The sequence below is a fragment of the Pseudomonas sp. D(2018) genome, from assembly GCF_005502555.1.
GTDB classification, from domain to species: domain Bacteria; phylum Pseudomonadota; class Gammaproteobacteria; order Pseudomonadales; family Pseudomonadaceae; genus Metapseudomonas; species Metapseudomonas resinovorans.
Genome location: NZ_SCOK01000078.1, coordinates 1 through 18191 on the forward strand (window position 1 = coordinate 1; position 18191 = coordinate 18191).

General features: G+C 64.7%; 19 protein-coding genes. 14 read left to right on the forward strand and 5 right to left on the reverse strand.

The window, feature by feature from the left end:
* The 5 genes from pgk to FFS60_RS26980 all read left to right on the forward strand — a co-directional run.
* A partial coding sequence (gene pgk, locus FFS60_RS26960) for a phosphoglycerate kinase (RefSeq protein WP_137823720.1) occupies positions 1 to 564 on the forward strand: 564 nt, incomplete at its 5' end.
* A gap of 65 nt (positions 565 to 629) precedes the next feature.
* Positions 630 to 824: a hypothetical protein gene (locus FFS60_RS26965; protein WP_028629585.1), complete on the forward strand. Its 195-nt coding sequence runs from the start codon at positions 630 to 632 to the stop codon at positions 822 to 824.
* Positions 825 to 869: 45 nt separating this feature from the next.
* A complete protein-coding gene (locus FFS60_RS26970) occupies positions 870 to 1187 on the forward strand; it encodes an MliC family protein (RefSeq protein WP_137823721.1) in 318 nt (105 codons plus the stop codon).
* Between the two features lie 122 nt (positions 1188 to 1309).
* Entirely contained in the window at positions 1310 to 2374 is a 1065-nt protein-coding gene (gene fba, locus FFS60_RS26975; protein WP_028629587.1) for a class II fructose-bisphosphate aldolase, read from the forward strand.
* A gap of 67 nt (positions 2375 to 2441) precedes the next feature.
* Complete coding sequence (locus tag FFS60_RS26980) at positions 2442 to 2897, forward strand: hypothetical protein (protein WP_028629588.1); 456 nt, start codon at positions 2442 to 2444, stop codon at positions 2895 to 2897.
* 23 nt (positions 2898 to 2920) lie between these two features.
* On the opposite strand, the gene FFS60_RS26985 is transcribed toward FFS60_RS26980, so the two are convergent.
* Entirely contained in the window at positions 2921 to 3592 is a 672-nt protein-coding gene (locus FFS60_RS26985) for a polysaccharide lyase family 7 protein (protein ID WP_028629589.1), read from the reverse strand.
* Between the two features lie 533 nt (positions 3593 to 4125).
* Between FFS60_RS26985 and FFS60_RS26990 the strand changes: the two genes are divergently transcribed.
* The 5 genes from FFS60_RS26990 to FFS60_RS29530 all read left to right on the forward strand — a co-directional run bounded on the left by FFS60_RS26990 (position 4126) and on the right by FFS60_RS29530 (position 9599).
* Complete coding sequence (locus FFS60_RS26990; protein ID WP_028629590.1) at positions 4126 to 4620, forward strand: YgjP-like metallopeptidase domain-containing protein; 495 nt, start codon at positions 4126 to 4128, stop codon at positions 4618 to 4620.
* Between the two features lie 126 nt (positions 4621 to 4746).
* Positions 4747 to 5502 (forward strand): ABC transporter substrate-binding protein, encoded by a 756-nt coding sequence (locus tag FFS60_RS26995; protein WP_137823722.1) that lies wholly within the window; start codon positions 4747 to 4749, stop codon positions 5500 to 5502.
* Between the two features lie 87 nt (positions 5503 to 5589).
* Complete coding sequence (locus FFS60_RS27000; protein WP_028629592.1) at positions 5590 to 6447, forward strand: HDOD domain-containing protein; 858 nt, start codon at positions 5590 to 5592, stop codon at positions 6445 to 6447.
* Positions 6448 to 6492: 45 nt separating this feature from the next.
* Positions 6493 to 7383: a hypothetical protein gene (locus tag FFS60_RS27005; RefSeq protein WP_137823723.1), complete on the forward strand. Its 891-nt coding sequence runs from the start codon at positions 6493 to 6495 to the stop codon at positions 7381 to 7383.
* Between the two features lie 1625 nt (positions 7384 to 9008).
* The gene (locus tag FFS60_RS29530) at positions 9009 to 9599 is read left to right on the forward strand and encodes a methyl-accepting chemotaxis protein (protein WP_371926523.1); all 591 of its coding nucleotides are present in this window, start codon (positions 9009 to 9011) and stop codon (positions 9597 to 9599) included.
* 24 nt (positions 9600 to 9623) lie between these two features.
* On the opposite strand, the gene FFS60_RS27015 is transcribed toward FFS60_RS29530, so the two are convergent.
* The gene (locus FFS60_RS27015; RefSeq protein ID WP_028629595.1) at positions 9624 to 9857 is read right to left on the reverse strand and encodes a DUF1127 domain-containing protein; all 234 of its coding nucleotides are present in this window, start codon (positions 9855 to 9857) and stop codon (positions 9624 to 9626) included.
* Positions 9858 to 10044: 187 nt separating this feature from the next.
* Here FFS60_RS27015 and FFS60_RS27020 point away from each other — a divergent pair, with 187 nt between their 5' ends.
* On the forward strand, positions 10045 to 11460 hold the full coding sequence (locus FFS60_RS27020) for a PLP-dependent aminotransferase family protein (protein ID WP_137823725.1): 1416 nt from the start codon (positions 10045 to 10047) through the stop codon (positions 11458 to 11460).
* A 147-nt stretch (positions 11461 to 11607) separates the two neighbouring features.
* The gene (locus tag FFS60_RS27025) at positions 11608 to 12057 is read left to right on the forward strand and encodes a transposase (protein WP_137823726.1); all 450 of its coding nucleotides are present in this window, start codon (positions 11608 to 11610) and stop codon (positions 12055 to 12057) included.
* 99 nt (positions 12058 to 12156) lie between these two features.
* On the opposite strand, the gene yccS is transcribed toward FFS60_RS27025, so the two are convergent.
* Entirely contained in the window at positions 12157 to 14334 is a 2178-nt protein-coding gene (gene yccS / locus FFS60_RS27030; protein ID WP_028629598.1) for a YccS family putative transporter, read from the reverse strand.
* Positions 14335 to 14564: 230 nt separating this feature from the next.
* Here yccS and FFS60_RS27035 point away from each other — a divergent pair, with 230 nt between their 5' ends.
* Positions 14565 to 15308, forward strand: a complete 744-nt coding sequence (locus FFS60_RS27035; RefSeq protein ID WP_137823727.1) for an ABC transporter substrate-binding protein — start codon at positions 14565 to 14567, stop codon at positions 15306 to 15308.
* Position 15309: 1 nt separating this feature from the next.
* Here FFS60_RS27035 and dbpA read toward each other — a convergent pair whose 3' ends face one another.
* Both dbpA and FFS60_RS29170 read right to left on the reverse strand, forming a co-directional pair.
* Positions 15310 to 16689 carry an ATP-dependent RNA helicase DbpA gene (gene dbpA / locus FFS60_RS27040; RefSeq protein ID WP_028629600.1) on the reverse strand — a complete coding sequence of 460 codons (1380 nt, stop codon included), beginning with the start codon at positions 16687 to 16689 and terminating at the stop codon, positions 15310 to 15312.
* Between the two features lie 60 nt (positions 16690 to 16749).
* Positions 16750 to 16881 (reverse strand): hypothetical protein, encoded by a 132-nt coding sequence (locus FFS60_RS29170; protein WP_256658164.1) that lies wholly within the window; start codon positions 16879 to 16881, stop codon positions 16750 to 16752.
* 146 nt (positions 16882 to 17027) lie between these two features.
* Here FFS60_RS29170 and torT point away from each other — a divergent pair, with 146 nt between their 5' ends.
* Complete coding sequence (gene torT / locus FFS60_RS27045) at positions 17028 to 18059, forward strand: TMAO reductase system periplasmic protein TorT (protein WP_137823728.1); 1032 nt, start codon at positions 17028 to 17030, stop codon at positions 18057 to 18059.
* Positions 18060 to 18191 lie beyond the last annotated feature (132 nt).

The window sequence follows — 18191 nt, forward strand, 5'->3', positions numbered from 1 at the left end:
GTGCTGAACTCCCTGTCGCAGATCTGCGACCAACTGATCGTCGGCGGCGGCATTGCCAACACCTTCCTCGCCGCGGCGGGCTACAAGGTGGGCAAGTCCCTGTACGAGGCTGACCTGGTCGACACCGCCAAGGCCATCGCCGCCAAGGTCAGCGTGCCGCTGCCGGTTGATGTGGTGGTTGCCAAGGAGTTCGCCGAGAGCGCCGCCGCTACCGTCAAGGCCATCGCCGATGTTGCCGATGACGACATGATCCTGGATATCGGCCCGCAGACCGCTGCCCAGTTCGCCGAGCTGCTGAAGTCCTCGAAGACCATCCTCTGGAACGGTCCGGTGGGTGTGTTCGAGTTCGACCAGTTCGGCAACGGCACCAAGGTCCTGGCCATGGCCATCGCCGAAAGCCCGGCCTTCTCCATCGCTGGCGGCGGCGACACCCTGGCGGCGATCGACAAGTACGGCGTGAACGAGCAGATCTCCTACATTTCCACCGGCGGTGGCGCATTCCTCGAGTTCGTTGAAGGTAAAGTGCTCCCGGCCGTAGAGGTTCTGGAGCAGCGCGCCAAGTAAAACGACCTAAACCATGGCAGGCACCCGTGGTCCCTTGAAAGGGGATGCAAAAAGGAGTGTCTGCCATGCGCTACGCTGCGATTCTGCTGTTTCTAGGTGCCGGGTTGCTCGGCTGTTCCGGCGGTAAGCCGTCCAGCACCTGTGAAGTGATGAGCCCGCCCCAGGTGATAATCCCGAGCAATCAGGACGACCAGCGGGTCGAGGCGCAAAGCAGTGGTGACCCCACTGAGAGCAACGAAGGACAACAGCATTGCCCGTGACGGCGCAGTGCCCGGATGGCCGGAGCCATCCCCAAGGAGACGTGGATGAAAGGTTGGTTCGCCCTCGCGGGCTTCGCGCTCCTGGCTGGTTGCGCCGGTCAGCAGGCTCCCGGCGACGACTGGACCCGCTGGGTCTGCGACAGCCAGGCCGAAGTGCTCTGGCGCGTTGCCGGCGCCGACAAGGAGAGTGTCGATCTGCGCCTGGGCGGTGGCGATATCGTCCATCGCCTGAAGCGGGAACCCTCAGGCTCCGGCGCGCTCTACAGCGACGGCAACCTGGCCTTCCACAGCAAGGGTGACGAAGGCCTGGTCTACTGGGTGGCTACCGATAATCTGATCGGTCGCGGCTGCAAGGCACTTTGATCCGTTTCTGATTTATCCCGGGGTTGGCGGATGACCGCTCCTCTCCGGGAACTTGAACCCGGCCTGCCCCTGCGGCAGGCTTTGTAATTTGACAGCCCACCCACTTGGGAGACTGAAACACCATGGCACTCATCAGCATGCGCCAGATGCTGGATCACGCCGCCGAATTCGGCTACGGCGTACCGGCTTTCAACGTCAACAACCTGGAACAGATGCGCGCCATCATGGAAGCGGCCGACAAGACCGACTCCCCGGTGATCGTGCAGGCTTCCGCCGGTGCCCGCAAATACGCCGGCGCGCCCTTCCTGCGTCACCTGATCCTGGCTGCCATCGAAGAATTCCCGCACATCCCGGTGTGCATGCACCAGGACCACGGCACCAGCCCTGACGTCTGCCAGCGCTCCATTCAGCTGGGCTTCTCCTCCGTGATGATGGACGGCTCCCTGCGTGAAGACGGCAAGACCCCGTCCGACTACGAATACAACGTCCGCGTCACCCAGCAGACCGTTGCCTTCGCCCACGCCTGCGGCGTGTCCGTGGAAGGCGAACTGGGCTGCCTGGGTTCCCTGGAAACCGGCCAGGCCGGCGAGGAAGACGGCGTTGGCGCCGAAGGCATCCTGGACCACAGCCAGATGCTGACCGATCCGGAAGAGGCTGCCGACTTCGTCAAGAAGACCCAGGTGGACGCCCTGGCCATCGCCATCGGCACCAGCCACGGCGCCTACAAGTTCACCAAGCCGCCGACCGGTGACATCCTCGCCATCGACCGCATCAAGGAAATCCACAAGCGCATCCCCAACACCCACCTGGTGATGCACGGTTCCTCCTCGGTACCGCAGGATTGGCTGGCGATCATCAACGAGTTCGGCGGCGACATTAAGGAAACCTACGGCGTGCCGGTCGAAGAAATCGTCGAAGGCATCAAGTACGGCGTGCGCAAGGTGAACATCGACACCGACCTGCGCCTGGCGTCCACCGGTGCCATCCGTCGCTTCCTGGCCCAGAACCCGGCCGAGTTCGATCCGCGCAAATACTTCGCCAAGACCGTCGAAGCCATGCGCGACATCTGCATCGCCCGTTACGAAGCCTTCGGCACCGCCGGCAACGCCTCCAAGATCAAGCCGATCTCCCTGGATGGCATGTACGCGCGCTACGCCAAGGGCGAGCTGGTCGCCAAGGTCAACTGATCGTAGCGACTTGCACGAGGAGCCCCGCAATGCGGGGCTCTTTCGTATCCGGTAACAGGAGTTTCCAATGCGCCTGCCCCTGATGATGGGTTTCGCCTTGCTGCTCGCGGGCTGTGCCGGCCAGCCGCCGACGGCTCCCGCGCCACCGCCTGAGCCGGTTTCCAGCGATCCGCAGCAGTGCCTCGATCGTACCGACTGCACCACCAAGACCTCGCGCACGCTGATGTTCGTCTTCGACTACGCCGAGGCGGGTGGCGCCCTGGTACAGCGCAAGGGCGCCTGGCTGTTCACGCCTTCGGCGGCGAAACCCTCTGGCTGGCCGTCGCTGAAGATCCGCCTGGCGGACCCGTCCGCCGGGCGCTTCGAGTTCGCCAGCCAGTGCCCGGCAGGGAACTGCCGGATCAGCGAGGAGGACCTGCTCAGGGTCTACCGGAGCTACTTGGCGGGTGAGCCCTGTTCCCTGCTGGAGCCGCAGGCATTGGTGCGGTGTGTCGAGCCTTCGCCGTCCGGCCCCTCTCCCTGAAAGGAGGCGGACGATGGGCAGGTTCACGGCGCCCGATGCTCGATCTTCAGATCGTAGAAGGTCGCGGCACCGGCTTCGGTCTCGTACCCGGTGTTGTCCTGAACATAGGTTCCGGCCTTGAAGTACAGCGGCTTGGGTGCCCAGGCCGTGGAAAGTTGCTGGCTCCACAGATTGCCGTTGACCATCACGCTGAGCAGGCCATTGGGCGAGAGATTGATCACGTAGCTGAAACGCTGGTTGAGCGGTATGCCGCCGAGCAGCGGGATCACGACGCTGGTTTCGTCATCCGGCGCGTTGCGCACCTTGGCCACGATGTTGGCGGTCTGTGTCTTGGTCTTGAACTGGTACTCCACTTTCAGCATCGGGCTGGTGCTGCCGTAGGCGTGGATCTGACCGATGACGATCTTCCCGGTCGAAGGCACCTGGCTCACGCTGAGGTTCGCGCTGAGGTAGTTATCCGTGCTGGGGTAGGTCCAGTTGCGCAGCTTGCCGTCGGCGTAGGTTTCGCGCAGCTCGGTGCGTGGGTAGGTTGCGTTCGCGGTGGTGGTGCCATTCACCGGTACCCAGAAGAACAGGCTGTCGGGCGTGGACTGGAAATACGGGTCCTGATAGCCGCCCATCAACAGCGGGGTCTGGATGGTGACAGCAGGTACGCCAACGGGGAGGGTCAGGTTCCAGGTAGAGAGGTCGATCATGGCGGAGTTCTCGAAGGCAACTTCCAGTTGGGCGCTGCGAATCCGCGTCACACATGTGCAGGACGGCGTTCCGGACATTCGCGCTCGGACCAGAAGTGAAGGGTGCAGATGGCAGTTGCCTGCCGTGTCGTCCGAAGGCGTTTGCGCCGTCTCGCGAGGGTCTTATACGGAGGCGATGGGGGCGTTGTCAGTTACCGATTGTCGGCATGTTGGCGTCAGAAATTCGTCTATTTTGAGCTTGGCCAGTATTGCGCTATCGCTTTGTCGGGGCCCCGGGAAACGGCCGGAAATGACCGGCCTTGTTCGATAAGGAGTTTTTCCTGCAGGCCGCGCCGGTTTTTTGAAAGGCTCTGGCGCGGTGCTATCAGCGGTAGGAGCGGCGAGCCGGTTGGAGAATGTGCTCAAAAATTGAACTGGGTCGCAAAGCCTCGGCACAGGAATGCGCGGCGCACGGGTCGGCCGGTCCGACCGTCGCTCGTAGACCTTCACCCTCAGGTAGACTGTCGTCCCTTTCCACCCTCGACCGCTTTGCCATGAACAGTCTCAAGTACCTCCGCGGCTATCCGGCCAGCCTCCAGGAGCAGGTGGCGCAGATGATCGCCGCCGGCCGTCTCGGCGAGTACCTGGAGCGCCGCTATCCGGGCCGCCATGAGGTGCAGAGCGACAAGGCGCTATACAGCTACGCCATGGCGCTGAAGCAGGAACACCTGCGCAACGCCCCGGCGCCGGACAAGGTGCTCTACGACAACAAGCTCGACGTCGTGCACAAGGCCCTGGGGCTGAATACCGCCATCTCGCGGGTGCAGGGCGGCAAGCTCAAGGCGAAGAAGGAAATCCGCGTCGCCTCGCTGTTCAGAGAAGCCGCCCCGGAGTTCCTGCAGATGATCCTGGTCCACGAGTTGGCGCACTTGAAGGAGCGCGACCACACCAAGGCCTTCTACCAACTCTGCGAGCACATGCTGCCCGGCTACCACCAACTTGAGTTCGACTTGCGCGTCTATCTCACCTGGCGTGAGCTGCCCGCCTGACCGGAACTGACACAGGATCACGCTTCATCGATCCACCGTCGGTACTCGGCTCGAGCGCCGGTGGACATGAAAAGCGAAGTCGACCCAACTAGGCTCATGGATAGCAGCTGACTGAGGCCCGCGGGCATGCGTCCGAGTTTTCGCACCCTCTGCGTCATTCTCTGGGTGCTGGGCCTGGTCCCCTTCGCCAATAGCCGTGAATTGCTCGCGGTCGGCACCGAGTTCCCCGGAATCTATGTCCTCGACCCGAAGGGTGAGCCACGCGGGCTGGGAGTGGACGTGATGCGCGCGATTGCCCGGGAGCTTGGCGATGAGGTGCGCTTCGAGATCTATCCCTGGGCCCGTGCGCAGAAGTTGGTGGAGGAGGGGCGCGCCGATGTGCTGGTCGGCCCCTACCGCACGGCGGCTCGGGAGCGCCGCTTCCAGTTTGCCGATCCGGGTTTCTACCGCGACCGCGTGGTGTTCTATGTCCGCAGCGAATCCGACCTGTCCTGGGATGGCAGTCTGGCCAGCCTGATGGGGCAACGTATCGCCATCATCCACGGCTGGATCTACGGAGAACGCTTCGAAGCCATGCGCGGGCAGCTCGACCTGCACGTCGCGCCGTCGGTCGAGTTGGCCTTCAAGCTGCTGATGGCGAATCGCGTCGATCTGGCGGCGAGCAACGAGCGCGATTCCCTGCCGCGCATCGAGGCACTCGGCATCGCCGACAAGGTGCGTCGCATTGCCCCCGTGATCGATACCCAGATCGGCTACTTCGCTCTGCCCAAGGGCGAATCCCACCGCCAGTTGCGCGACGACATCGGCCGGGTAGTGCGGCAAATGCGTGCCGATGGCCGCTTGGCGAAGCTCGCCAGGTCCTACGGTGTAACGCTGCCCTGAGCGGGTCGTCCGATCATTTCTCGACGCCCATGGGCGTAGCGGCCGGGCATGGCTACACTGCCGCCACAAGAATCAGGGGGAAGCGGATTGAGCGCAGCAGAATCGGACTATTCGATCTACCGCAAGGTGGTCACTCAATTGATGAATGGCGAGGAGCAACTGCCCAGCCTGCCAATGATCACCCTGGACATCCGCCGCGCACTGGCCGACCCGAATGTCACCGTGGCCCGCTTGAAGCAGGTCATCAGCAAGGACCCGGCCCTCAGCGCGCTGTTGATGAAGCACGCGTCCAGCATCATGTTCCGCTCCAGCCAACCGCCCAAGACCCTGGAGGATGTGATCCGCAAGCTCGGTCTGCAGGAAGTGGATCGCGTCACCCTGGTGCACAGCCTGAAGAGCCTCTTCACCCTCCACAGTGCCGCCCACAAGCAGCTGTTCATCGGCGTCTGGGGACGACTGACCCGCCAGGCCGCCATCAGCGCGGTACTGGCGCGCCCCCTGGGGTTCTCTTCGCCGGACCATGCGATGCTCGCCAGCCTGCTCTGTGATGTGGGCGAGCTGGCGGTGCTTTCGGCCTTCAAGGACGCCAGCCAGGTGCCGACGCCGGAGGTCTTTGCGCGGCTCTGCCGCGAGTACGGCCAGTCGCTCGGCGTGATCGTGCTGCAGAAGTGGTCAGTGGACCAGGGCTACATTGAGATCGTGCGCGGCGCCAGGCGCTGGGACCTCGACAGCGGTGGTCGGCTCGGTCTGATCGACCTGGTGAACCTGGGGCTTTACCACGCTCAGCGCGATGAGGGGCGGATCACCCAGTTACCGGCCATCGACCAGCTTGCCGCCTACCGAAAACTGGCGCCGCCACTGGATTCCCTCGACGCCGGCGGCGGCCTGGCCCTGGTTGGGGCCCAGCAGGACGCCATTCAGCGCATGGCCAGCCTGTTGCGCTAGGACGCGCACCTATACTCAGGCGCATCACTTCCGCGCGGGTGATCCATGCGCCGACTTCCGCTGCTTTGCTTCAGCTTGTGCCTGGCCTGGGCGCCTGCCGCAACGACGGCCGAGCAGTGGCGGGTGGCGGTTGCCGAGGTGCCGGGGCTGGCCGAAGCGAACGGCACCGGCCCTTTGCCAGACCTGCTTCGCGCTCTGGACGAGCAATTGCCGGATGTCGAATTCGACCTGCAAGTCATCCCCTTCGCCCGCACCTTCCACCTGCTGCAAAACGGCCAATGCGAGTTCCAGGTGCCGTTTCTTGGCAACCTGCCACGCCTGCCAGCCGGCTTGCGCTATGGCTCGGGCCGCCTGTGGCAGGTGCGCTTCGGCCTCTTCACCCGGCGCGACAATGCTCTCGGTGTCGCCCAGTTGCTCGATCCGGCGCATGTGCTGAGCGCCGAGCGAGTCGCCGCGAGCGGCCTGGCGCCGGATCAGCAGGCGCAACTGCAACCCTTGCTGGGGCGTAGCTGGCGCCCGGATGAATTGCAGGAACAGCTTGCCGCGCCCACTGTGAGCGCGGCCCTGCGCAATCTGGCCTATCCCTACCGGGTCGAGACCGACCGCGCCCATGCACCCTGGCTGGGCTTTCCGGCGTTGTCCGGCAACAGCATCGAGAGCAGCCTGCAGAAGCTGGTGCGCGGCCGCATCGACGGTTACGTCTTCGCCGTAAACGAGACCGAACACGAGATCGACCGCCTGGGCCTGCGCGAGCAGCTCCGCGCCCAGGACTTCGGCCTGTATCCGGTGCGCTGGTTGGTACCCGACAACCCCCGTGGTGCCCACGTGGACCAGCGCCTGGCCGGCGCCCTGCACAAACTCCAGGCGCAGCCAGGTTTCCAGCGATTGCAGGCGCCGCTGGACAAGCCGTCCAGCGACTGGAAACCCTGGCCTTGATACAGCCAGGCGACATCCTGAGTCGAGATCAGGACCGTCCCCTTCTGCGGGGTAGCACAAAGCTACTATTCTCCAGCGGCTGATTCCCCGGCCGGGGAGGCTTCCACCAAATAAGAATGGCCGGACACTTCGCCCGGGAGATCGCCGCCCGCCTGGCAAGGATGACCGGAAGCACACGAGGGGTCGCGATGACAGCTTTGCTCACGCCGGGGGTGCGTCTACTCGAGCGCTTCAGTTTCGCCCGCAAGTTCCAGTTGCTCTTCCTCCTGTTCATCTTGCCCCTGGGCTATGCCCTGTCGGTGATAGTCGGCGACTACCGTGAACGCCTTGCCGTGGTAGACAACGAGCTGAGTGGCCTGCGCGTGGTGGCAGCGCTGTCTGCCGTGCAGCAGGAGCTGGATAGCCAGCGCTTGCTACTGGCGCGCTTGAAGGGTGGCGATGACAGTGCCCGGCCCCTGCTGGAGCAGCGCGCTCAAGCGCTGGAGAAGACGCTGGCGCAGGTGACCGCCCAGCTCAAGGTGGAAGGCATCGCGGGTCAGAGCCAGGTACTGTTCGACGAACTCCAGGGACGTTCCGGCCAGGTACGTCTGGAGAGCGTACTGGGCCTTGCACTGCCGGACGGGCTGGAGCGCTACCAGGGGATGCTGCAGGTTCTCCAGGCCCTGCGCGAGCAGGTCGCAACCGATTCCGGGCTGATCCTCGATCCCTGGCTCGACACTTACCTGATGATGGACCAACTGACCAGCGTGCAGCCGCGTCTGCAGGAGACCCTTGGCAGCTTCGCCAGCAACGGCCACGGCGCCCTGGTGGCGCAGCATTTCACCCTGCAGAGCCGCGTGGCCCTGCGCGACCTGCGCCGCGCGCTGGGCGACACCGCTCGCCAGCTGCGCAAGGCCCGCAATGCCCTGGCCCAGGCGCCGGGTGACATGAGTGCCCTGGAAGGGCCCTTCGCCGCGGCGGACGAGGACATGACCAACTTCCTCGCCCAGGTGGACAAGCAGGTCTTCGAATCGACGCCCTTCACCCTGACGCCGGCCCAGTTCGTCAGTCTGACCGAAGGCCTGAGCGGACGCCTGCAAAGCCTGCAACAGGCGCTGGCTACGCGCATGGCGTCCCGCCTGGGCGAGTACCGTGACCAAGCGCTGGGCAGCATGGCCGAAGTGATCGGCGGGTTCGTCGTCCTGACCCTGCTGGCGCTGTACATGCTCTTGTGCCTGAACCAGTTGATCCGCCGGGGTACTGCGAGCATCACCGAGGCGGCCGAAGGGTTGCGTGGCGGCGACTTGCGCGTGACGGCGCGAGTCCATGGCCGCGATGACCTGGCGGGCATCGCCGAAGCCCTGAACGCCGCCCTGGCGCAGTTGCGCGAATCCCTGCTGGGGGTCAATCGCGAGAGCGAGCAGTTGGGCGGTACGGTCGAGCAGCTCAGTAGCCAGGCGCGGGACACCCTGGTGTCGGTGGAGCAGCAGCAGGGCCAGGTCAGCCAGATTGCCGCCGCGGCCAATCAGTTGGCCGCGACCGCCCAGAGCGTGGCGGAAAGCTGCGAGGACGCCGCCCGTGATGCGTTGCACACCCGCGAGATCGCCATCCAGAGCAACCAGCGCAGTGCGCGCACCAGCGCCAGCATGAACCAGCTCAGCAGCAACCTGGGCAACAGCGTCGCCGCGCTCCAGCAACTGCGCGACCAGACGCAGCAGATCAACCAGGTGGTGGATGTGATCAAGGGCATCGCCGAGCAGACCAACCTGCTGGCGCTGAACGCCGCCATCGAAGCGGCACGAGCCGGTGAGCAGGGGCGTGGGTTTGCGGTGGTCGCCGACGAGGTGCGCAACCTGTCCCGGCGAACCCAGGATTCCACCAGCGAAATCGCCCAGACGGTCAGTGCCCTGCAGGCGGTGGTGGGCGAGACCGTGGCACAGATCGAGGCAGCCTTCGGCCAGGCCGCGGCGGATGTCGATAACGTCCTGGCCATGGGGGCCGACCTGTCCGGCATCGCCGAGGCGGTGCAGCGGGTCAGCGACCGCCTGGCCCAGATCGCCACGGCTTCCGAGCAACAGGCCGCTACGGCGGACGAGGTGAGCGGCAGCATCCAGCAGGTGGACCAGGCCGCCACCCTGTTGCTGCAGGGTGCTCAGTCGGTACAGGTGGCTGCCGTGCAACTGCAGCAGGGCAGCCAGGCCCTGAACCAGAACACCGGTCGCTTCCGCCTCGCCTGAGGCCGCGACCGGCGTTTCTTGGGGCTAGACCTTCCAGAAGGGTTTCAGGGCTTCTTCCAGCGCCTGTGCGCGGTTGAGGCCGATGTCCTTCAGGGCGTGCTCGTCCAGCTCCAGCAACTGGCGGCGGGTATGCAGACGCATCCAGAAGCGGCTCCAGAGATTACCTGGCCAGGCCGGTGCCAGGGAGACAGAGGTGTGCTGCTCCTGTTCCAGTTCCCGTGCTTGGAGAGTCAGGCGTACATCGCTCAGGCCGTTCATCATTGCGTTCCTCATGCCCTGTGGTGGATCGGGGTGGAACCATGATGTCCGTCGGAAGAATCTCAATACAGATTCACGATCTGTATATTTTTTAAATACAGATTGCGTGGTTTCCTATCTGAATCCTGTATTTCTGAATCATCTGTACTGGTTCTGATGCCGGTTCGAATAGAACCTGGAGACTGTCATGAAGCTCTATATCAAGCTGGCCGAGACCCTTGGCGAACGCATCGAGCAAGGCTACTACCGCCCCGGCGACCGCCTGCCTTCAGTGCGCGCCCTGAGCCTGGAACACGGTGTAAGCCTGAGTACGGTGCAGCAGGCCTACCGGATTCTCGAAGACGGCGGTCTGGCCGAGCCCCGGCCGAAGTCTGGCTACTTCGTCCCGCCACGCCGGCAGACGCCTGCCTTGCCTGTGGTGAGCCGGGCCCCGCAGCGACCGGTGGACGTGTCCCAGTGGAACGACGTGCTGGACCTGATCAAGCGCAGCGCCAAGGACAACGTGCTGCAGCTCGGCCGCGGCATGCCGGACATTTCCAGTCCGACACTCAAACCCTTGCTGCGCAGCCTCGGCCAGATCAGCCGACGCCAGGACGGCAGCGGCCTGTACTACGACAGCATCTACGGCACCCAGGCCCTGCGCGAGCAAGTGGCGCGGCTGGCGCTGGATTCGGGCTGCCAGCTGTCGGCCGACGACGTTGTCATCACCACCGGCTGTCACGAGGCGCTGTCGGTGGCGATTCGCTCGACCTGCGAGCCCGGTGACATCGTCGCGGTGGACTCGCCCAGCTTCCACGGCGCCATGCAGACGCTCAAGGGTTTCGGCATGAAGGCTCTGGAACTGCCGACCGACCCGCTCAGCGGCATCAGCCTGGAGGCGCTGGAGATGGCCCTGGAACAGTGGCCGATCAAGCTGATTCAGCTCACGCCCAACTGCAACAACCCACTCGGCTACATCATGCCGGAGGCGCGCAAACGCGCCCTGGTGACCCTGGCCCAGCGCTATGACGTGCCGATCCTGGAGGACGATGTCTACGGCGACCTCGCCTACCAGTACCCGCGCCCGCGCACCATCAAGTCATTCGACGACGACGGTCGCGTGCTGCTTTGCAGTTCGTTCTCCAAAACCGTGGCACCGGGCATCCGCGTCGGCTGGATCGCCCCCGGCCGCTATCTCGACCGGGTGCTGCACATGAAGTACATCTCCACCGGCGCGACCGCCACCCAGCCGCAGCTGGCGCTGGCCGACTTCGTCGGCAATGGCCACTACGAACCTCACCTGCGGCGCATGCGCAGCCAGTACCAGCACAGCCGCGACCAGATGATCGACTGGGTGATGCGCTACTTCCCCGAAGGCACCCGCGCCAGCCGTCCCCAGGGCAGCTTCATGCTCTGGGTTGAACTGCCCGAGGATTTCGACACCCTGCGCCTGAACCGCGCGCTGCTGCCCAAGGGCGTGCAGATCGCTGCCGGCAGCATCTTCTCCGCTTCCGGCAAGTACCGGAACTGCCTGCGGATGAATTACTCCTCCAAGCCGACCCCGGCGATCGAGGCGGCGGTGAGGAGGGTAGGGGAGACGGTGATGGAGTTGATGGGGGAGTAGGTACGGGGAGACCTGCTTCTTTGTGGGAGCGAATTAAGCCTCGGCAACTTCTCGCTTCAGGATCATCCATTTCACCGTCAAGCCAAGCCCAGCTCTTGCCGCTCGGGTCATAGAGTCATTGCCTTTCAATCAAAGAGGGCAAGGGACATGCCGAGCGATGATCTCCTCAAGGGCCGAGTATCACGAGCCGGTCAGATCTATCACATCACCACAACCACCGAAGACCGTCGGCCGTTGTTCAGGGACTTCCAGTGCGCCCGCATCACCGTTGCCGAGCTGCGCCGATTGCATGAGCAGAACGTGGTCAATTCCCTGGCCTGGGTTCTGATGCCGGATCACTTGCACTGGTTGGTTCAGCTCAACGGCCCCATCGGACTCGCTACTGTGATCAAGGTGTTCAAGGGGCGCTCCTCCAGGCAGTTGGGTTTGCACATGGAAACCGGTGGGGCGGTCTGGCAACCGGGCTTCCACGACCACGCGCTGCGACGTGAGGACGACATCCGCAAGGTTGCGCGTTACATCGTGGCCAATCCATTGCGGGCCGGCCTGGTGGAGCGAATTGGCGATTACCCGTTCTGGGATGCCAAGTGGATCTGATTCATCTGTAGGGGCGGATTTATTCGCCAAGCAGGGCGAAGGCCTGCCCCTGGACTCGAAGGGCGGCTTTACCGCCCGAATGAAGTGATTTCGCTCTTGCTACGCCACTTTCCGCTCATTCACCAGATGCGCCGCCAACGTCCGCAGCGCCCCCAGCTGCCGGCAGATCAGCCCCAGCTCCGTCTGCACCAAGCGCGGGCGGTCGTCCATGTCTTCGGGCAGTTGTGCCAGCGCCCTGGCGAGGGATTCCTCCTGGTCGCAGTGAATGCTCACCGAGCCCTTCTCGGCCAATCCCAGGGCGATTTCGTCGAGGCTGCCGGCGATGCGTTCGGCGGCGTCTTCGATCGTCGGGGTCAGCGCTTCCCCCGGGGTTTCGCTGCGGTGCGCGCCAAGCGCGGAGAGGTAGCTGAGCAGGGTGTGGGAGAGCACCAGGAAGCGGAAACCGATGTCGGCCTCCTTCCGGAAGTGCCCCGGCTCCATGAGCATGTTGGAAAGCGTGGTGGACAGTGCTGCGTCGGCGTTGTGGGCATTGCGTCGTGCCAGGCGGTAGGCCAGGTCGTCGCGCTTGCCGCTGACGTACTGCTGCATGATCTGGCGCAGGTACCGGCTATTGCAGGCCAGGGTGTTGGCCACCACCTGGTTGAGCCGGCGGCCCTGCCAATCGGGAAGCACGAAGATCACCGCCAGGCCGGCGATCAGCGCGCCGAGCAGGGTGTCCACCAGGCGCGGCAGGAACAGGCCGTAGCTGTCGCCGATCTGGTTGAAGCAGAACAGCACCAACAGGGTGATGGCGGCAGTGGCCAGGGTGTAGCGGGTGGCGCGGGTGGCGAAGAACACCACCCCGGCGACCACGGCGAAGGCCGACTGCACGAGGGCGCTGGGGAACAGGTCGAACAGGGCCCAGCCCAGCGCCAGGCCGAGCAGGGTGCCGGCGATCCGCTGTACGAGCTTGCGTCGCGTGGCGCCGAAGTTGGGTTGGCAGACGAATACCGTGGTCAGCAGGATCCAGTAGCCCTGTTCGGGATGGATCAGGTGCAGCACGCCGTAGCCGGTCGTGAGTGCCAGGGCCATGCGCAGGGCGTGGCGGAATACCAGGGACGTCGGCGTGAGGTTCTGTTTTAGGCGTTCCCAGACGTCCTTCAAGCCTTTTGGCGAGCGATCCAGCAGGCTGGTGTCCTGGGCTTCGGCGAGGGCGTCGGGGTTGCTGGCATCGATGAGCAGGCGGTCGAGGGTAGCGAGGTTGCGCGCCAGGGCGTTGAGCGAACGCAGCAGTCCGCGCCAGGCGGGGTTGCTCTGGATGCGCAGGTGTTCCAGGGATCTGTTGAGGTCTTCCAGGGCCTGGGTGCCGTCCAGGTAGTCGAAGGGCTGGCGCATCTGGAGGGCGCGGCCCAGCGCCTGGCAAGCGCCGCCTTGCTGGCGCAGCAGACGCTGGCAGCGGAACAGCACGTCACTGTGGAAAAAGGCTTCGGCCAGTTCGTTGTAGGCGTAGTGGGAGGAGCTGGCGCGCTCGTGGATGTCCTGGGCCAGGAAGTACAGCTTGAGGTAGCGGTTCACCTTGGGACCCGGCCGGCCATTGCCGACCCGGTGCAGGATGATTTCCTTGGTGGCGTTGAGCGCTGCCACCACCTTGCCGTTCTGTCGCGCCAGTTCCAGCCGCCGGGCTTCCACGTCGAGATGGCGGACCGGCTCCAGCAGCGCGGATTTCAGCTTGAGGTATTGCCCCAGTTCACGGAACAGCCTGGCCAGGCTCTGCTGCACCGGCTGGTGGGTGAAGAGCGCCTGCCAGAGCACCGAGAGCAGTCCGTACCAGGCGGCGCCGGCTACCAGCAGGGCGGGCTCCTGCCAGAGGTTGGTGGGCGTGCCGTCGCGCTGGTCCACGCCGATCATGGTGTAGATGGAAAGGATCAGCGTCGCCGAAGCGATGGTGGCGTAGCGCTCGCCGAGGGCGCCGAGCATGGTCAGGCCGAAACTGGCCAGCGCCAGGGCGCCGACGAAGATCCAGGGATAGGGGAACAGCAACTCCACTGACAACGAGGCTACGCTGAAGCAGCCGAGGGTCACCAACAGTGCGGTGAGACGCCCCTGCCAACTGTCGTCGGTTTCCGCCAGGGCGCTGGCGATGATGCCGAGGAAGAGCGGGATCAGCAGGTCCATGCGGTCCTGCTGCCAGCACAGCGCCATGCTCCCGGTCAGGGCGATGAAGACGCGCAAGCTGTAGCTGAACTTGTCCAGCGCCCAGAGGCGGCGCAGCGTTTGGGTAAATCGAGTCGAGGGCATAGGGGCCTTGTGGGCGAATGTCCGTATACGGCTGGGCTGCCGGGTACAGCCTAAGGGCAGCCGAGGGCGCTGTCAGCCACCCTGTCGCATTCGATGCCCGGGGATGACGGGAGTCACATGGAGCAGGATGGAAAATCAGGTACGGAGGTACCTGGTCACACTGGTGGCTGCCGAAATTTTGGTGCAGTCTTGACTGCCTGCTGGCCAAACCTGTTCTCGGATGCCCCCGCATGAGACGACGTTGTGGTTTTGCCCTGTTCGCCCTGCTGATCGTTACGCTGAGTGCCCATGCCGAAACCTTGCGCATGGCCGCCGACGTCTGGCCGCCTTTCACCGATGCGAGGCTGGCGGGTAACGGCCTGGCTGCGGAGCTGGTGAGCACGGCGCTGAAGCGCGCCGGGCACCGGCCGGAATATGTCGAAGTGCCCTGGGCCAGGGCCTTGCGTGGAGTGCAGACGGGCGACTACGACCTGATCGTCAGTGCCTGGCACAGCGAAGAGCGCGCGACCTACGGCCGGTTCTCCAAACCCTACCTGACCAATCGCATTCGCTTTCTCAAGCACAAGGGCAGCGATGTGGACTTCCAGGCCCCCGAGGACCTGAAGCGCTACAGCATCGCCGTGGTGCGCGGCTACAGCTATCAGCCGGCCTTCGATGCCGATACGAGCCTGAAGAAGGTGCCAGTCATGGGCTTCCTGATGGGCGCGCGGATGCTCGCCGCCGGGCGTGTGCAACTGACCCTGGAAGATGAGCTGGTGGCGCGCTTCTACCTCAACCGCGAGCTTGCGGGCATTCGCGATCAGCTGGAATTCCTGCCTCGGCCACTCAGCGAGAACGGCCTGCATATCCTGGTGCGCCGCAGCCACCCGCGGCACCAGCAATTGGTGGAAGACTTCGATCAGGCGATGCAGGCCATGCGCGAAGACGGCACCTATCGGGCCATCTTCGCCCGCCACGGGCTATCCGAACCCTGAGTCAGAGGATGCGGACCTTGTAGGTGCGCCCTTTGATCTTCCCTTCGCTGAGGCGCTTGAGCGCCTGCTTGGCGATGCCACGTTCGACGGCGACGAAGGCCTGGAAGTCGAAGATGGCGATCTTGCCCACCTGGCTGCCGGGTAGCCCGGCGTCACCGGTGAGGGCGCCAAGGATGTCGCCGGGGCGCAGCTTCTCCTTGCGACCGCCGCTGATGCACAGGGTGGCCATGGGTGGCAGCAGCGGCTCGCGGTTCTTCACGATCAGTTCGTCGATGCGCTGCCAGTTCAGCGGCGCCTGCTGCAGGTCCTCGATAGCCTGCGCGCGGTTGGCTTCGGCCGGCGCCACCAGGCTCAGGGCCAGGCCTTTCTCGCCCGCACGGCCACTGCGGCCGACGCGGTGGATGTGTATTTCGGGGTCGCGGGACAGTTCGACGTTGATCACTGCTTCCAGGCCGGCGATGTCCAGTCCGCGGGCGGCGACGTCGGTGGCCACCAGCACGCTGCAGCTCTGGTTGGCGAACAGCGCCAGTACCTGGTCACGCTCGCGCTGTTCCAGATCGCCGTGCAGCGATTGGGCGGAGACACCGTTGTCGCGCAGGTAGGTTTCCAGTTCCTGGCACTGCTGGCGGGTGTGGCAGAAGGCGACGCAGGACTGCGGACGGGTGCTCTGCAGCAGACGCAGCACGGCGTCCATGCGCTGGCGCGGATCGATTTCGTAGAAGCGCTGCTCGATCTGGCTGTCGTCGTGCAGGGCTTCCACCTTCACCTGTTGCGGTTCGCGCATGAAAGTCTTGGCCAGTTGGGCAATGCCCGCCGGGTAGGTGGCGGAAAACAGCAGGGTCTGCCGACGCGCCGGGAGCTGGCCGATGATGTCGGCGATGCTGTCGTAGAAGCCCATGTCGAGCATGCGGTCGGCTTCGTCCAGCACCAGGGTGTTGAGGCCGTCCAGCACCAGGGTGCCCTTGCGCAGGTGCTCCTGGACCCGGCCCGGTGTACCGACGATGACGTGGGCGCCGTGTTCCAGCGAACCCACCTGCGGGCCGAAGGGTACGCCGCCGCAGAGGGTCAGCACCTTGATATTGCCGTGGCCACGGGCCAGGCGGCGGATTTCCTTGGCCACCTGGTCGGCCAGTTCGCGGGTGGGGCAGAGCACCAGGGCCTGGCAGCCGAAGAAGCGTGGGTTGAGCGGCTCGATCAGGCCGATGCCGAAGGCGGCGGTCTTGCCGCTGCCGGTCTTGGCCTGGGCGATCAGGTCCCGGCCCTTGAGGATCAGCGGCAGGGCCTGGGCCTGGATGGGTGTCATGTCGAGGTAGCCCAGGGTCTCCAGGTTGGCCAGGGTGGCCGCGGAGAGGGGCAGGGAAGAAAAGGCGGAGGTGGTCACGGGACGGGCCTGTAAGTCGAAATGGCGCGCAGTTTAGCAGGCCCGCGTGCGCCACCCCTGTCACTCGTCGAGTTCGCGGTCTACCCGGCTCACGGCGCGGCCGCTTTCCCGTGGCAACTGGAAGAAGATGCCCGCAGCCAGCCAGGGCAGCAGTCGCGCGGTACGGGCATCGAGGGAGGTGGGCTCGGCCATGATGATCCTTGCGTGGTCGACCCTGCACACTTTAGGTGTCGGTCTATGTCGTTTCCAACTGATGTAGAGCAAGGTGTGCTGGTATCCGCCTGCTAGGCTTGCCACTATCCAGATTTCCCTACCCTTGCCATGGAAGGACTCTTCCGATGCGGACCCTCTGTGTCTTGCTGTTGAGCTGGCTGAGCGCTGCCTCCTGCGCCGCAGCGGAGTGGTATCCGTTGCAGGTCGAAATGGATGGCCGCTCAGCGAGCTACCGTCCGCTGAGCGGGGCAAGCAAACCCTGGCGCATCTGCGCCCTGTTGCCTCATGGCATGGACCGTTACTGGTGGGGCGTGGCCTGGGGCATGGACGAGGAAGCGCAGCGCCAGGGCGTGCGGCTGGGCATCTACGAAGCGGGCGGTTACCAGTACGAGGACATGCAGCGTGCCCAACTGACCCGCTGCATCCAGTTGGCGGCCGATGCCTATGTGATCGGAGCCATCAGCGCCAAGGGGCTGTGCGACGAGATCGCCCTGCTGCACCGCGACAAGGTGCCGGTGATCGATCTGGTCAACCGCATCGACTGCCCTGGCATCACCGCCCAGTCCCAGGTGGATTTCGCCGACATGGCCCTAGCGGCCATGGCCTACATCCGCGAACACAGTAAGGGGCGGCCGGTGCGAGTGGGTTGGCTGCCGGGGCCCCGGGACGCTGGCTGGGTGTTAGACGCCGAGCGCGGCCTGGCAGAGCTGAATGCCGATGGCAAGATTACCTTGGTCACTGCAGGATATGGCGCTGTGGACCGCTCTACCCAGGCGGTGCTGGCGCGCCAGCTGCTGGCCCGCGAGCCGGAGCTCGACTACATCCTTGGCAACGCCGAGGCCGCCGCCTTCGCGGGCCACTTGGTGCGCTCCGGCGGAGGTCGCTACAAGGCCAAGGTGGTCTCGCTCTATGCCACCGAGCGGGTGTTGGAGGCGATTGCCGATGGCACCGTCCTGGCTTCGCCCACGGATTCGCCGGTGATCCAGGCACGGGTCGCGGTAGACCTTGCCGTGCGCGTGCTGGAGGGCAAGCCGTCACCGAAACGGGTCAGCCCGCGAATCGAGGTGATTGACAGGGACAACCTCAAGCATTTCGACATCAGCCACCTGATGCCGCCCAGTGGGCACTGGATGATCCGGCAAGAACTGCCGGAGTAGACGCACAGAATTTTCTTGTTGTAGATCCTATGCAAAGGCCGCCCGCACGCCGATTCTTAATCCGGGGGATAGAAGGTTTGGCCCAGAGGAGGAATCGACATGCGGACGGCCTACGTTGAACAGCATAGTGCG